The following is a 15,626-nucleotide window of genomic DNA, read 5'->3' on the forward strand; positions in this document are numbered from 1 at the left end:
AAATTTCTTTTCAAAAACTCATTGACATTTTTTTGTGAATTAATTAGAGTAGTCCATGTAAACATCAAAGGCGATGTGGCTGAGTGCTAAGTTTTCTTGGCGTTCAATCACATCGCCTTCTTTGTTTTAGATCTATATGGGGGTTAGCAAATGTCTACAAATGTACCAGAATTGTTTGGAAGCATGGTGTTCAATCAGAAAGTAATGAAAGAACGTCTGCCAAAGGAAACATTCAAGGCTTTGAAAAAAACTTTGGATGATGGCGAGCCGCTTAAAATCGATGTAGCGAACCAGGTTGCTCACGCAATGAAAGAATGGGCAATTGAAAAGGGCGCAACGCATTTTACACACTGGTTTCAGCCGCTCACAGGAATTACTGCGGAAAAGCATGACAGCTTTATCACTCCCCAGGATGACGGAACTGTTATCATGTCTTTCAGCGGAAAGGAGCTTGTAAAGGGTGAGCCGGATGCTTCTTCTTTCCCAAGCGGAGGCCGCCGTGCAACTTTTGAAGCCCGCGGTTACACTGTATGGGATCCAACTGCATATCCGTTTGTAAAGGAGCACACTCTTTGTATTCCTACAGCTTTCTGTTCTTACACAGGCGAAGCGTTGGACAAAAAGACTCCGCTCTTGCGTTCAATGGAAGCGCTTAACAAACAGGCTCTTAGAATTCTTAAGCTCTTCGGAAATGAAGACGCTACTCATGTTGCCACAACAGTAGGACCAGAGCAGGAATATTTTATTGTTGACCAAAAACTTTATAGCCAGCGCAAAGACCTACGCATGACAGGACGCACTTTGTTTGGCGCAAAACCTTCAAAAGGCCAGGAAATGGACGACCAGTATTTTGCCGCCCTTAATCCTCGCATTGTTGAATACATGGAAGATTTGAACGATACTCTCTGGAAGTATGGAATTCTTTCAAAGACAGAACATAACGAAGTTGCTCCGGCTCAGCATGAAATGGCTCCAATCTTCACAACAACAAACCTTGCTGCCGACCAGAACCAGCTTACAATGGAAGTTATGAAGAAAGTTGCGCGCCGCCACGGTCTTGTTTGCCTTCTTCACGAAAAACCTTTTGCAGGTCTTAACGGAAGCGGAAAGCACAACAACTGGTCTATGTCTACAAACCTTGGTGAAAACCTTCTTGAGCCAGGAAAAACTCCAGAGAAAAACGCGCAGTTCCTTTTGTTCCTTACAGCCGTAATTAAAGCTGTAGATGAAAATCAGGACTTGCTTAGAATTTCTGTTGCTTCTGCCGGAAACGATCACCGTCTTGGAGCAAATGAAGCGCCGCCAGCAATTATTTCAATGTATCTTGGCGATGAGCTTTATGCTGTTCTTGAATCTATAAAAGACGGAAAGCCTCTTGGTGAGCATGGAGCACAGAAGATGACAATTGGAGTTGACGTTCTTCCGCCAATTCCAAAAGATTCAACTGACCGCAACAGAACTTCTCCATTTGCTTTCACTGGAAACAAATTTGAATTCCGTTCATGCGGCTCTTCACTTTCAATTTCCGGTCCGAACACAACATTGGATTCAATCGTTGCATATACTCTCAAGGAATTTGCAGATGAGCTTGAAAAGGCAAGTGACTTTGACGCTGCTCTTGCTGAACTTATCAAGCGCGAAGTTACAAAGCACTGGAGAGTTATCTTCAACGGAAACGGCTACGATTCAAGCTGGGTTGATGAAGCTGAAAAGCGCGGACTTTTGAATCTTCGCACTCTTCCTGATGCAATGGCTCACTACCTTGATTCCAAGAACGTCAAGCTCTTTACAGAAATGGGTGTTTATACAGATGTTGAAATGAACAGCCACTATGAAATCAAGCTTGAAAAATATGCGCAGATTCTGAATATTGAAGTCCAGACAATGCTTGAAATGATTAGCAAGGATATTCTTCCTGCCGCATTCAAGTACATGGATTCAGTAAGCAAGACTGCAATTGACCTCAAGGCTGTTGTTCCGGGCGCAAAGGCAAGCGCGCAGGCAGAACTTCTTTCTAAGCTGGACACTCTTGTAAACAGCTTGGCAGAAAAAGCCGCAAAACTTGACAAGCTTCACGAAGCTGCACAGAATGCCGGCGACTGCATGAAGATTGCCCGCGCTTATGTTGATACAGTTATTCCTGCAATGACAGAAGCCCGCGATGTCGCTGATGAAATCGAGCCTTTGCTTGGAGAAGAATACAAGCCGTTCCCAAGTTACGAGGATTTGCTTTTTAGAGTGTAATTTATTGAATAGCATTTTGACTCCTTAAAAATACACTTTTCCCCGGTATGGTTTTTCTGTGCCGGGGATTCTTGTTTTAAATTTCCATGTTTTTGTGTTATAATTTTACGCATGAAATTCAAAAAGCCGCTGGTTTCGGTTTGCATTCCGGTTTATGGAACGGAAAATGTTTTAAGAAAATGCCTTGACTCTGTGGCTATGCAGGATTTTGCGGAAAAGGAAATTGTTGTTGTAAGCGATGCTTCCTGCGGAGTCAATGAAAAAGGCGAGGATGCAAAAAAAATCGTAAAGAAGTTTTCCAAGGAAACAAAAATTCCAGTTGTGTTCAAGGAGCATTTGAACAACCTTGGAATTCTTGAAACCCGGCGCGACTTGCTTTCATTTTCCAGCGGAGATTTTATTTTTTATATTGACAGCGACGACTATTTGGAAGGAAGCAACGCAATTTCATTTTTGTACAACAAAGCGCAACGAACCAACGCTGACATAGTAAATTCCACGGCTATTGCAGTTACAGAAAATCCAGAAAAAAATTCAGCGCAGCAAAAGCATCTTCAGGAAAAAATAGGCAAGATAACTTTGGGCGAGCTTTTTGGAAATCAGATTGCGGAAGACTGTTTTGTAAATTGCAAGCACTGCGGATTTTTGTGGGGCAAGCTTATAAAAAGGTCTTTGATGGAAAAAGCGTTTTCTTTTATTCCGTTTACAGAATGCACCATGGCGGAAGATCTTTGTCTTTACTTTTTTGTTTCGATTTTTGCAAAAAAATATTTTGGAGTTCAGGAACGTTTTTATAGATATTCTGTAGATTCAGGAATTTCAAGCGCGCAAACAATTACGGACATTGGACGGTGGCAGCGTGTGTGTTCTGCGGCATCGGCTTTTGTTCCAATTGTGCAGTTTATACAGTCGCCAGAAGGGAATTGTCTTAGCACTTCTTTAATTGAAAGCATGAAGGCTGCTTGCAATAATTTTGTGGCGAACAATTTAAAGCAGCTTGAACAGCGTGTTGCGCCGGAACTAAAAGAGCAGGCATACAGTCTTCTTTGCGAATATTGGGGCGAAGACTACGTAAAAACAATTGAGCGAGCAATAGAAGTGCAAAAATAAATTTTCTAAAAAAATATATTGACATTTTTTTTTCAGAATGATAAAACTAGAACATCAGTTGACAACGGAGTCACAGATTGCCTTGGGCAGTTTGTGGCTTTTTTTGTTTTAAACTGAATAACTTGTGAAAAGCGACAATGGTGTCGGTTAAGAGATTCCGATGTGGAATTCTCTTGTCGGTATCACTGTCGCTTTTTTATTTTCATTACCGTCTTTTTAGACAAGGGGTTTTTATGGAAGATGTAATGCAAGCTGTTCAAAGCGTCTCCAAGGATTTATGGGGCGTGTGGTTCTTGCTTGGTGCTGCCTTGGTATTCTGGATGCAGGCAGGATTCGCAATGGTTGAAACCGGTTTTACTCGTGCTAAAAATACCGGCAACATTATTATGAAAAACCTGATGGACTTCTGTATTGGTACAGTTGTTTTCATCCTTATTGGTTTTGGTCTTTTCCTTGGTGAAAATATGCTTTTTGGTTTTATGGGAAAACCTAACTGGCAGATATTTACAGACTATGCAAACTTTGACTGGTCTGGCTTTGTGTTCAACCTTGTATTCTGCGCTACAACAGCGACAATTGTTTCTGGCGCAATGGCAGAACGCACAAAGTTTCTTTCATACTGCGTTTATTCAGCTGTAATTTCAGCAGTAATTTATCCGATTGAAGCTCACTGGACTTGGGGCGGCGGTTGGCTTGCTCAGCTTGGATTCCACGACTTTGCAGGTTCAAACTGTATCCACATGGTCGGCGGTATCTGCGCTTTGATTGGAGCTGCAATGGTAGGTCCTCGTATTGGAAAGTTTACAAAGAACGCTGATGGTTCTATAAAGGTAAATGCTTTCCCAGGACACAATATTCCGATTGGCGCGCTTGGCGTGTTTATCTTGTGGTTGGGTTGGTACGGATTCAACGGTGCGGCTGCAACTTCTGTTCCGCAGCTTGGAAGCATCTTTGTTGCTACAACAATTGCTCCGGCTCTTGCAACCGTTACTTGTATGATTTTTACTTGGATAAAATTCGGCAAGCCTGATGTTTCAATGTGCTTGAACGCTTCTTTGGCTGGTCTTGTTGCAATCACAGCTCCTTGTGATGTTGCGGATGCTTTGGGCGCTTCAATCATCGGTATTGTTGCAGGTCTTTTGGTTGTATTTGGTGTTTGGTTCTTGGACAACAAGCTCCGTGTAGATGACCCTGTTGGTGCTGTTGCTGTTCACTGCTTAAACGGTATTTGGGGAACAATTGCGGTTGGTCTTTTTGCAAGCCCTTCAGTTCCTGGATATTCACTTGCAAACAAAGCAGGCGAGCAGATTTCAGGACTTTTCTACGGCGGCGGACTTGAATGTCTTGGGCTTCAGGTTCTTGGAATGGTCTGCACAATCGCATGGACTGTTGTAACAATTACGATTTTGTTCTTTGTAATCAAGAAGATTTTTGGATTGCGTGTATCTGCGGAAGAGGAAATCATCGGTCTTGACAAGCTTGAGCATGGTCTTGATTCAGGTTATGCAGGATTTATGACACCTTACAGCACAGAAGAAATTGCCGAAGCTGCTGAAGCTGGCGTTGCAATTCCAATGCATGAAGCTGTTCCAGTTGTTGCTCCTGCCACAACTCCTTCTTCTAAGGATGCTGCGGTTCACAAGGTTGTAATTATAACACGCCAGAACAAGTTCAACGCACTTAAAGTTGCCATGAACTCCATTGGTGTAACTGGAATGACAGTTATAAATGTTATGGGATGCGGAATGCAGAAAGGCGCAAGCGAGTACTACCGCGGTGTTCCAGTTGAAATCAACCTGCTGCCAAAAATCAAGGTAGAGATTGTAGTTTCAAAAGTTCCTGTATCGACTGTTGTGGAAAGCGCAAAGAAAGCCTTGTATACAGGACACATCGGAGACGGAAAGATTTTCGTTTACCCTGTTGAAAATGTAATCAAGGTTCGCACTGGTGAATCTGGATACGATGCCCTTCAGGACGAAGAGTAGCATTTAGAAAAAAAAGGCAGGCTTGGAGAAAGAAGAATCTCCAGGTCTGTCTTAGTTTTAAATTGAAAATCCGCGGAGAAATCCGCAGGTTATATGCCGGTTGTCTGCTGTATTTGTAACCCCGCAGCGGATGGCCGGTTTCTTTTTGGAGGGAAGAAAACCCTCTACTTCGAAAGCGGGGTCTTCTTTCCCTCCAAACCTCCCTTCTTTCCCAGCATCGCTTAGGGCTGTCGCCCTAAGAACCCACTGTTTTTTCATCTGTTATTAGGTTGTAAGACTATCATTCTCGTGTATGGCAATGTAATGGTTTTATTCCCATGCTTTTGTATAAACAGTGCCGTTTATTGTGCCGCCGTTGCAGTAGATGTTTGCACCGGCATCAGTTTTTTTTGTAGTATTGCCGTTCATGTAATTGCTTATGTAATTTTCTATGTCCATAGCAGACCCGCTTGCATCTTTTAAGAACAGGCTTGCATCTGACTGTTCTATTAAAACAGCTCCGCCATAGCCGTAAGCGTCGTTGCTGCTTGTTGAAGTTACGCTGTTATTATCAAATCTTGTGTTCTGCAAAATGAGTGAACCTGTTTTTATGCTGATTGCGCCTCCGCCAAGTTTTTGGAATTCACCTTTTGTTGTGCCTTCACTTCCTGGATTATTACCACCAGCCTTATTGCCTGTGAATGTGCTGTCTGTGATTTTTATACTTCCGCCTTGGCTAAATATTGCTCCGCCTCTTCTTGCATAATATCCGCCGTTAGAAGTGCACGTATTGCTGTCAAATGTTGAGCTTTCAATTTCAAGAATTCCAGTGTCATTGTTCATTATTGCGCTGCCTCTGTTTGCTGTGTTGCCTTTAAATGTTGTGTTGGTTATGTGGCATGAACCTGAATTTTCTATTGCTGCGGCGTTTGCCATTAAATCTTCATCACCGTTGCTTTCAAAGTTGCATGAAACAACTTCTACCTGTGCTCCGTTATCTATGCGTATACATTCTGAATAGCCTACGTTACCGCTACCTGTGCTTTTGTTATTATAAAAAGTGCAGTTTTCAACAAGAAGTTTTCCGCCGCTTTTTACATATATAAGGCTTGTTCCAGAGTTTGACATGGATATTTCGCTCATACGACATTGCTTTAAAATTACTGTAGCTCCGTCATCTACATAAATTAAAGCGCCGTCAAGTGAAGAAGTTTCGACTGTGCTTGAAGCTGTAAATGTAAGGTTGTTTATTTCAAGAATTGTGGAGCTTCCTGTTACATTGAAAAGCTTTATCTGACCGCCCTCTGTTGTAAGAATTTTGTTGTCGTCTGTGCTTTGCTGAACTTTTGCGCCGTTGCCTCTTATGATTTTTGTGCCGGAAGTTATGTTTGTAAGTTGATGGTTATTTGCTGATGTGGCTTGATTTGTGCTTACAGAAGAATCTGCACCCATAAAAATATATGCGTTTCCGTCTGATTCGCAGGCTGTTTTTAGTTCTTCTGCATCAGCTGAAATATTGTAAATTTGGCAGTCTTTTTTCTTTAAATTTACTTGGCAATCAGAATCTTGTCCTGCTGTTACTTTTGCTTCTTCTGTTCCAAAATATAAAAGAACGTCTTTGGTGGACATCCAGCCTTCTACTTCTACTGTGTATGTAGCAGGCTCGAGTTCGTCAAATACGATTACCCCCCCCGTCTCGTCAGCCTCTGTGCTTATGGATTCTTCATTTATGATTTTTTCGCCTAGCAAAAGCCTTACCGTGAATGAATCAACATCGTCATGTCCCGATGAATAAAGCACGCGTGAAGAGCTTGGCAGAACAACCCGGACAGAACCGCCTTCGCTTCCCTGCGACATATTCATGCAGGAAACAAGGGCAAGCAATAACGCTGGTAAAATTGAAAACGCAAATTTTTTCATAATTCCCCCTATAAAGAAAACTGTTAAAATAACCTATTATCATTCTATATCAAATTCCCACTGATTTCCACTTTTGCCAGAAAATTCTTTAAATTTTTAGTTGATTTGCTTTTCCATTTCCCAAAAATGAAAAAATATTAAAAATGGGAAATAGAAATGGCGTTTTATTTCTCAAAATTGAAAAATTATTGATTTTGAGAAATAGAAAGAGTATAATTCAAGCATGAAACTGGTGGAAAGAAAAGAATATTTGGATTTGTTAAAAGGAACTGTTCAGACTCCTGACATAAAAGTAATAACCGGCATAAGGCGTTCTGGCAAATCTAAGCTGATGGAATCTTTTATTGAATATGTAAAGGTTTCTGTGAAAAATGCGAATATTATCCATATAAATTTTAATGACATAAGTTTTGAAAATCTTGCGGAATATCATGCGCTGAATTCTTATGTGCAGGGAAAATTTGATTCAAACTGTGAAAATTTTCTTTTTATTGATGAAGTTCAGCTTTGCGAAGGCTTTGAAAAAACAATCAATTCGCTTCATGTTTCGGAAAAATTTCATATTTATGTAACTGGCTCAAATGCGTTTTTGCTTTCCAGTGATTTGGCGACGCTTTTTACAGGCAGAACTTACGAAGTCCGTGTTTTTCCTTTTTCTTTTAAGGAATATTGCAAATATTTTGATGGGCTTGAAAAAAATCAGGCTTTTGACAGTTTTGTTAGGGAAGGGGGCATGGCCGGCTCTTTTGTTTATCCTTCTGAAAAATCGAAATATGATTATATTAGCGAAGTTTTTGACACTTTGATTGTGCGCGATATAAAGCAAAAGTATAAAATCAAGAATGTTGCCTTGCTTGAAAAGCTGAATGATTTTTTGCTTGATAATATTTCATGTGAGGTTTCCGCACGAAGCCTTGCAAATGCGCTTGCTTCAAATCAGGAAAAAACAAACAACAAGACAATCAGCGCATATTTGAGCTATTTATGCAATGCCTTTGCTTTTTATAAAATTCGCCGTTACGATATTCGCGGAAAAAAATATTTGTCTAGTCAGGATAAATATTACCTTGCAGACCATTCATTTAGATATGCAAAATTGGGAACAAAAAATTTTGATTACGGCAGGGTTTATGAAAATATTGTTGCAATTGAACTGCTTCGGCGCGGCTATGAAGTTTATACAGGCGTGCTGTATAAGAAAGAAATTGATTTTGTCGCAGTCAAGCGTAATGAAAAAATTTATATCCAAGTAAGTGATGATATTTCAGGCGAAGAGACTTTTAAAAGAGAAACAGCTCCGCTTTTGAGCATAAAAGATGCTTATCCTAAGCTGATTATTGCAAGAACAAGGCATGAGGAATATTCCTACGAAGGAATCCGTATTGTTGATATTGCAAACTGGCTTAGCGAGTAATTATTTTTTGCAAGGGGTACTGACAAGCACACGTCAAGGGGTCTGCCTAGCATTAGGCAGAGGGTGTTGCAACCATACGACAGCAGGGCTGCCGTGTGGTTGCAGGGGTTAAATTTTAATGTCATTATCGGGCTTGACCCGATAATCCGTTGGAAAGATTGCCGTATCAAGTACGGCAATGACAAATCTTATAAAACTCTATATTTGACCTTGCAATTATTTTTCATCATTGTCAGAAAGATCAGCAAAGCCTGTTACGCTTTCAATTAAGCCACTCAACGTTAAATTTGAAAAATTAATGTTACTCAAATCTGTTACAGAGCTTGATTCCAATGCGAATTTATATAAATCTACTTTTACAATTCTGTTATGTTTAAACAACTTTCCTCTTTTTTGGCTTCCATAATCTGGCATGACTATATTTGCACCACAGTCTGCTATTGCCAGTTCTTTTGGTTTTATAGCTACAAATCGGCGTGGACCATAGAAATGCGAGTTTCTTTCTGTGTATTCAGGAATCTATGCATTTACATCATAGAATGTATAAGTCTTGCGATTGTTGTATTCATCATCTGTAAAAGTATTTTTATCTTTATTTGAAGAGGCAATAGTTCTTGTAGATTCCGTCCAGCCAGTTTTTGCAGAGACTTTAAATCCACTTGAGGTTTGCTCAAGGCGCACTATAGCACCTCGGCTATAAACGGTTGTTTCTGTAGAACTACTATTTAAGTTGTTTACCATATACATATCAGAAAAGTTCAAAGAGCCAGTCTGTGAAACCAGCACGTAAACATAGCCATCATAATGAATAACTATATCTGTTATTTGTCCGTCTACGCCCAGGTCTTGTGTGGACTGCGCTTCTCCTTTTGCGGTTATTGTAAATCCATCGTTGTTTCCTGTTATTGCGGCGCGCTGAAGATATGAAGTTCCGTCATTTGTATATGCAATGTAAAGCTCTGTTCCGCTTGCAGCAAAGGCTGTGTAAGTTGCATTCGGATAAATTGAAATCCCTGAAAGAGTGCAAGGAGTATTAAGTGTTACACTTCCTGGTTGCGAGCCATCTTCATAAAAGAGTTTATCTATATTGTTTGCAAAATAAAATCCGCTTGAAGAATATAATCCAACCCAAAGAGAAGAATTTACAGTATCATAATAAAGAAAATCTGTTATTGTGCTCGATTTTTCTTTACTTGTTTCTATATCTACAGATGATGAACTTGTGCTATTTTTATATATGAATACATTTGAAGATGAAGTGTAGCTAGAAAATTCTGCATAATACTTGTTTCCATCTATATCTTCACCTCCTGTAGTTTTATTTCCAGAGTTAGATAATGTTGTTGAAGATGATATTTCATTTTCTTGCAAAAAATCCACATGGCTTGTGTCTTGCAGTATATAATAATTCGAGCTGAAAACTTTTCCTTTATCGCCTGCAAGGATAAGAGTGATTGGACAGTCTGTGGTTTCTCCGGCTGTAACTTCTACTTCTTTGCTGTTGCGGGAAAGAAATGTTCCGTCCTGCTGTCTTGCTGTAACAACTATTTTGTATGTTCCGGGTTCCAGCTCATCAAATACAAAATCGCCCCCCCGGTGGATTCAGATGATTTAGTGTCAAGCGTTTTGTCGCCCTGCATAAGGCTTACTTCGTACAGAGGATTGTCTTTTGAAAGTGTAATAGAACCGCGTGAACTGCTTTCAGGAAGTGTAATACGGATTGCGCCTTCTTTTCCGTTTGAGCCGCTCATGTTCATGCAGGAAGCAAATGCAAGCATCAGCGGAAATAATGCAAGCACAAGTTTTTTTGTATTCATAAAAATCCTCCTTGTTTTTCTGTATCGAATATTTGTTCAATCTATGTTATTATTTTATTGAGTTTGCGGGGAAAAATCCAGTGAAAGGTAAAAATGGTTATGTGCTGAAGGCGGCGGTTCCGCTTGCTGTTCTTTTTGCGGCGGGAATTTTGTTTCTTGTGCGCATTGTTTCTGGCATTTCTATTCATGGTGCGGAACTTGAGGGCGATGATAGGAATTATCATATTCTTGTTGTTGGGCAGGCGGACAGTTCTGTTTTTCTTAATCAGATTTTTGAAGGTGCAAAAAGTTTGTGCCAAGACTATAGCGCGCTGGTGGAATTAAAATCCCCGGATTCACTTGCGGAAAATATTTCGCTTCAGTCTTTAATTGATTACGGCTCGTTTGTAAATGCGGACGGAATCATCGCTTATGTAAGTTCTTCATCACTTCCGTTTGAATCAGTAAGCCGCATTGATGGCACGGAAATTCCAGTTATAACAATCGGGCATTATCTTGCAGAAAATCCGCAGATTTCTTTTATCGGAAGCAACTATTCAAATCTTGGGCGCAGAATCGGCATTGAATCAGAAGAACTTTTTGAGCCGAGCGGAAAAGCGTATATCGTTATAAGCGGAATTTCAGGCAGTCCGAACCACAGCAATCTTTTAAACAGCCTTATGGATTTTTACAAAGCTAGGGGAATTTCAAATTTTGAAGTGTTCGACAAGTCGCTTAAGGAAAACAGAAAAAATGTGGAAGAAATTCTTTTGCAGGAAAAAACTGACTGCTGCGCTGTTGTCTGCCTTACAGAGGAAGATACGATTATGGTTCTTCAGCTTGTTGCGGCTTCTTCTGCTTCCGGGCGTATAAAAATTTTGGGTTATGGAGAAAATGAAACTGCATCCATGTATCTTGAAAAAGGAATTCTTTCTAAACTTGTTTCGTTCAATTTTAATAAAATCGGCAAGACTGCGATGGCGGAACTTTTTGAATACAGAAACAAAGGCTATGCGAACAGCTACATTACAGCTGACCTTCAGGTAAGGAGAACAGAAAAAAAATGAAGCTTGCAGAAAACAAAAGCCTTCGATGGAAAATTATGGCAAGCATAATTGCCGCCTTTCTTATAATGAGCGCGAGCCTTGCGCTTACAATGCTTATGGAGCATTACGTTTTAAAATCCGTGGGCGAAGCTTACAAGTCAAATTCAGAATTGAATGTTTTTGCAAATGATTTGGCGCGGCTTGAAAATTCGCTTGAGCTTTACATTGAATACAGAACGTTTGAAAGCATTGACGCTTACTATGCAAGTTCCGCCAGAGTTGAAGACCTTTGCGATGCGATGCAGGATTCTCCGTCTACAAATGAAGTGCGCCAGAAAGAATATGTTGTGAATCAGCTTGCGCAGTCTTTTCTATATTATAGTTCAAAGGCGGTTGCGGAACGAAGAGCAAACAGCACAAGCGGAAATTTTTATTTGCAGAGCCTTGAATGCTACAGGTTTCTTTTGGAGGAAATTCAAAAGCTGAATATTCTTTACATGCAGAACAACGCCGAGTTTTACGCTGCGGACAGAAACAATATAAATTTGCTTTTTAAAGTTTATGCGGTTTTCTTTGCGCTTTTCTTTGTTTTCATTCTTGCCTTGCTGAATCTTCTTATCGGAAAAATCACTCGTCCTCTTGCGGAAATTTCTTCGGTTGCGCTCCGTGTGGCTCAGCAGGATTTTGATGTTCCGCTTTTTAACAAAAAGTCGCATGATGAAATTGGAAACATCTGCCGCGCTTTTGACAGAATGATAATCAGCATAAGAGAATACATAGACAAAATTTGGGAAAAAGCCAGAACAGAAAACGAGCTTAGAGAACGTCAGATGGAAATGCAGGCTCTTTATGCGGATGCCCAACTCAAGGCGTTTCAGAGCCAGATAAATCCGCATTTTTTGTTTAACACATTGAATACCGGGGCGCAGCTTGCAATGATGGAAGGCGCGGACAAGACTTGTTTTTTTATTGAACAGACTTCGGATTTTTTTAGATATAATATTGCGCAAAAAGAGGACGCTTCAATTGACGATGAGCTTGGACTTGTGGACAATTTTGTTTACATTATGAAAGTTCGTTTTGGAAAAAGGCTTGAGTTTGTAAAAAATATTCCCGAGCATAAATTTTCCCAGAGGCTTCCTGCAATGACTTTGCAGCCGCTGGTTGAAAACTGTATTCAGCATGGCTTGCAAAATTCCATGGGCAAAGTTTTTCTTTCTGTAAAGGAAACAGACGGCTTTGTTGAAATTCTTGTGGGCGACAACGGAAGCAAATTTGATTCTGGCGTTCGTGAAGAAATTTTAAAGGCTGCAAAAAGCGGCGGAATAAAATCTATTGCTTCAAAGGAAAATTCTGCGGAAAATAAAAACGGAGAGCATACGGGTATTGGGCTTATAAATGTTTTTTCGCGGCTTAGAATTTATTTTCACCGTGATGATGTTTTTGATATTTTTTCTGGAGACGATTCAGAAATGAAGTTTTTAATCAGGATTCCAAATGTATAATATTTTAACTTGCGATGACGAGCAGATTATGATTGACTCGCTTCAGTTTATAATCAGAAAAAATTTTGAAGGGCAGGTGAATTTATTTTCCGCTTTGTCCGGAAGCGATGCGGTTTCTATTGTGAGCCGGGAAAAAATCGACATAATTTTTATGGATATAAATATGCCGGGAATGAGCGGACTTGATGCAATCAACTGCATAAAAAGCCTTAAGCCTTCCGCAGTGATTATTGTCTTGAGTGCGTTTGATAAATTTCAGTATGCGCAGGAAGCCATGAATATTGGCGCGTACAAATATATTACAAAGCCCGTGAACCGCAACATTGTGATTCAGACTGTGCGCAATGCCATGAATCTTGTTGACGAGCGCAACGGAACAACTTCTGGAAATCTGGAGCTTCAGAAAAAACTGGACATTGTCTATCCGATGATTGAAAGTGATTTTATTTACTCGTGTATTTTCAGCAAGGCAAAGAATGAAGACTTTAAAAGTTATCTTGATTATTTCAACATGAAAGTTGACGAGTTCTTTTTTGCCTGCATAGAAATTCCTGGTTCTGAAAAAAACATATACGAGGCTTGTTCTAAAATCAGAAAAATTGTTTCGCAAAAGTTCAAGTGCTTGGCCGGCCCATTTATGACAAACAGAATTGCTGTTTTTGTTTCTATGGAAAATTCTGCGGAAGAATTTCAAGATGATTTTCATTCTGCGGTCAAGGAAATATTTACGCTTTTGACTTTGGAAATCGGGCAGAAGCTTCGGGCTGGAATAAGCAACACTTGCGATAAAATAGAAGAAGTTTCTGAGTGTTGCAAAGATGCGATTCAAGCCTTGAACAGAACTTCGCCGGACGGAGAACTTTTGTTTGCAGATGAGCTTTTGAATTTTTCTAGCGGAAATGAAAAAATTCAGGAATTGCACGAGCGTATTTTGAACCGCTTAAAATTAGGCGACGCAGCCGGAGTTCAGTTTTTGGCGGAAGTTTATATTGGCGAGCTTTACGAGCAGAGTTTTTCGCTGGACAAAATAAAAGGAAATGTTTTTGAAATTTTGATTGAAGCAAAAAATTTTGCAAAGTCCGTAAGCTCTTCTTGGAAAAATGCTGCGTTTGAAAATATTTTTTCCGACTTGAGCAAGATTGATTCCAAGGCGGAGCTTTTGATTTTTTTTAAGAACAGACTTTCGGAGTGCGCGGCATTTATTTGCAGCTCAAAAGATGAAAAAGAAAATCCGCTTGTAAAAAAAGTTTTTGGATATATTCAGGAACACATCGCAGAAAATTTTTCACTTGATGACGCGGCTTCTTTTGCGGGCGTAAGTTCTTTTTATTTGAGCAAACTTTTTAAAGAAGAAACTGGCGAAACTTTTATAAATTATGTGACGGACAAACGGCTGGAAAAAGGACGGCTCATGCTTTGTGAAACTGAGCTTTCCATAAAAGAAATTTCTGCGGAAATCGGTTACAACGACCAAAATTATTTCAGCAGGATTTTTAAAAACAAGTTTGGAATTTCGCCCACTGATTTTAGAAACACAAATAGAAACTCGGAGTCATTATGAAAAAACTTTTTTTAATTTTTGCAGTTTTGCTTGCATTTGTTTTTGCCGGATGCGCAAAGAGCAAAAGAACTTTTTCCGTGCAGAAGCAGAATTCATTTGTGGATGAGAAAAAAACAACAATCGGATTTTCTATAGACACTCTTGCAATTGAGCGGTGGCAACGCGACTTGGATGTTTTTATGGCGCGCGCAAGAGATTTTGACGCGGACGTTATTGTTCAGAATGCGGGCAACAATGTTGAAGTTCAGAAAAAGCAGCTCATGTATCTTTTGGATAAAAATGTTGACGTGGTTGTTGTTCTTGCAAAAGTTGCGGATTCTCTTAAAGATGAAATTGAAAGAATCCGTGCAAAAAATATTCCTGTCATTGCTTACGACCGTCTGATTTTGAACACAAAAGTTGATTTGTATATTACGATTGATTCTGGGCAAGTGGGCGTGATTATGGGAAAAGAACTTCAGAGTATTGCGCCTTTGCGTAATTGGCTTTGCATACTTGGACCACAAGAAGATTACAACATGAAAATGCTTTTGCGTGGGCTTGGCGGAACTATAAAAACTTCCTTGCCGATTATAAATGAAATTTTTTATACGCAGGACTGGAACTATGATTTGTCCCGGCAGAAAATGCTTGATGTTATTACAAGCGGAAAAATTCCGGGCGCGATTATCTGCGGAAACGATGCGGTTGCTGACAGCGTGATTTCTGTTTTGCAGACTTATTATCCAGACAAGCACATTCCGATTTGCGGACAGGACGCTGACATTGCAGCTTGCCAAAACATTGTGCGCGGACTTCAGGATTTTACAGTTTACAAGCCGATTGCGGATCTTGCCAGAACTGCCGCTGAAATTTCAGTGAGAGTTGCCCGCGGAGAAAAAATCCAGTCGCTTTCTAATTTAAAATCAATCGACAATAATTTTGCGGAAATTCCTGCGATTTTTTTAAATCCTGTTTTGGTTACAAAAAACAATATCGACGACGTTATAATTGATTCCGGCTTCCACACTTATGGTGAAGTTTACATGGAATAGTTTTATAGATATAATTGTTGAAAAAGGAAATT

General features: G+C 39.9%; 13 protein-coding genes. 8 read left to right on the forward strand and 5 right to left on the reverse strand.

Going from position 1 to position 15,626, the window contains the following annotated elements:
- Positions 1-150 precede the first annotated feature (150 nt).
- From Q0H92_RS02080 to Q0H92_RS02090, 3 genes are all read left to right on the forward strand, one after another.
- Positions 151-2,244, forward strand: a complete 2,094-nt coding sequence (locus tag Q0H92_RS02080) for a glutamine synthetase III (protein ID WP_296011230.1) — start codon at positions 151-153, stop codon at positions 2,242-2,244.
- Between the two features lie 111 nt (positions 2,245-2,355).
- On the forward strand, positions 2,356-3,354 hold the full coding sequence (locus Q0H92_RS02085) for a glycosyltransferase family 2 protein (RefSeq protein WP_296011233.1): 999 nt from the start codon (positions 2,356-2,358) through the stop codon (positions 3,352-3,354).
- A gap of 233 nt (positions 3,355-3,587) precedes the next feature.
- Complete coding sequence (locus tag Q0H92_RS02090) at positions 3,588-5,339, forward strand: ammonium transporter (RefSeq protein ID WP_296011236.1); 1,752 nt, start codon at positions 3,588-3,590, stop codon at positions 5,337-5,339.
- A 57-nt stretch (positions 5,340-5,396) separates the two neighbouring features.
- On the opposite strand, the gene Q0H92_RS02095 is transcribed toward Q0H92_RS02090, so the two are convergent.
- Together Q0H92_RS02095 and Q0H92_RS02100 are read right to left on the reverse strand one after the other, a co-directional pair.
- Positions 5,397-5,597, reverse strand: coding sequence for a hypothetical protein (locus Q0H92_RS02095; RefSeq protein ID WP_296011239.1), 201 nt, complete (start codon positions 5,595-5,597; stop codon positions 5,397-5,399).
- Positions 5,598-5,648: 51 nt separating this feature from the next.
- Positions 5,649-7,238, reverse strand: coding sequence for a right-handed parallel beta-helix repeat-containing protein (locus Q0H92_RS02100; protein ID WP_296011242.1), 1,590 nt, complete (start codon positions 7,236-7,238; stop codon positions 5,649-5,651).
- A 223-nt stretch (positions 7,239-7,461) separates the two neighbouring features.
- Between Q0H92_RS02100 and Q0H92_RS02105 the strand changes: the two genes are divergently transcribed.
- Positions 7,462-8,652 carry an ATP-binding protein gene (locus Q0H92_RS02105; protein WP_296011245.1) on the forward strand — a complete coding sequence of 397 codons (1,191 nt, stop codon included), beginning with the start codon at positions 7,462-7,464 and terminating at the stop codon, positions 8,650-8,652.
- 216 nt (positions 8,653-8,868) lie between these two features.
- On the opposite strand, the gene Q0H92_RS02110 is transcribed toward Q0H92_RS02105, so the two are convergent.
- The 3 genes from Q0H92_RS02110 to Q0H92_RS02120 all read right to left on the reverse strand — a co-directional run bounded on the left by Q0H92_RS02110 (position 8,869) and on the right by Q0H92_RS02120 (position 10,469).
- Positions 8,869-9,066, reverse strand: coding sequence for a hypothetical protein (locus Q0H92_RS02110; RefSeq protein WP_296011248.1), 198 nt, complete (start codon positions 9,064-9,066; stop codon positions 8,869-8,871).
- A gap of 105 nt (positions 9,067-9,171) precedes the next feature.
- On the reverse strand, positions 9,172-10,023 hold the full coding sequence (locus Q0H92_RS02115) for a hypothetical protein (RefSeq protein ID WP_296011251.1): 852 nt from the start codon (positions 10,021-10,023) through the stop codon (positions 9,172-9,174).
- A gap of 173 nt (positions 10,024-10,196) precedes the next feature.
- Positions 10,197-10,469: a hypothetical protein gene (locus Q0H92_RS02120; protein WP_296011255.1), complete on the reverse strand. Its 273-nt coding sequence runs from the start codon at positions 10,467-10,469 to the stop codon at positions 10,197-10,199.
- Between the two features lie 80 nt (positions 10,470-10,549).
- On the opposite strand from Q0H92_RS02120, the gene Q0H92_RS02125 reads away from it, so the two are divergent.
- The 4 genes from Q0H92_RS02125 to Q0H92_RS02140 are packed head-to-tail and all read left to right on the forward strand — an operon-like array spanning position 10,550 to position 15,594.
- Positions 10,550-11,515 carry a substrate-binding domain-containing protein gene (locus tag Q0H92_RS02125; RefSeq protein ID WP_296011258.1) on the forward strand — a complete coding sequence of 322 codons (966 nt, stop codon included), beginning with the start codon at positions 10,550-10,552 and terminating at the stop codon, positions 11,513-11,515.
- On the forward strand, positions 11,512-12,999 hold the full coding sequence (locus Q0H92_RS02130) for a histidine kinase (RefSeq protein WP_296011260.1): 1,488 nt from the start codon (positions 11,512-11,514) through the stop codon (positions 12,997-12,999). Before Q0H92_RS02125 ends, Q0H92_RS02130 begins: the two co-directional genes overlap by 4 nt.
- Positions 12,992-14,560 (forward strand): response regulator, encoded by a 1,569-nt coding sequence (locus Q0H92_RS02135; protein WP_296011263.1) that lies wholly within the window; start codon positions 12,992-12,994, stop codon positions 14,558-14,560. Before Q0H92_RS02130 ends, Q0H92_RS02135 begins: the two co-directional genes overlap by 8 nt.
- Complete coding sequence (locus Q0H92_RS02140; protein WP_296011265.1) at positions 14,557-15,594, forward strand: substrate-binding domain-containing protein; 1,038 nt, start codon at positions 14,557-14,559, stop codon at positions 15,592-15,594. The genes Q0H92_RS02135 and Q0H92_RS02140 overlap by 4 nt, the downstream gene beginning before the upstream one ends.
- Positions 15,595-15,626 lie beyond the last annotated feature (32 nt).

Origin of the sequence: uncultured Treponema sp., assembly GCF_934725225.1 — a bacterium.
In the GTDB taxonomy this organism is placed as follows: Bacteria; Spirochaetota; Spirochaetia; order Treponematales; family Treponemataceae; genus Treponema_D.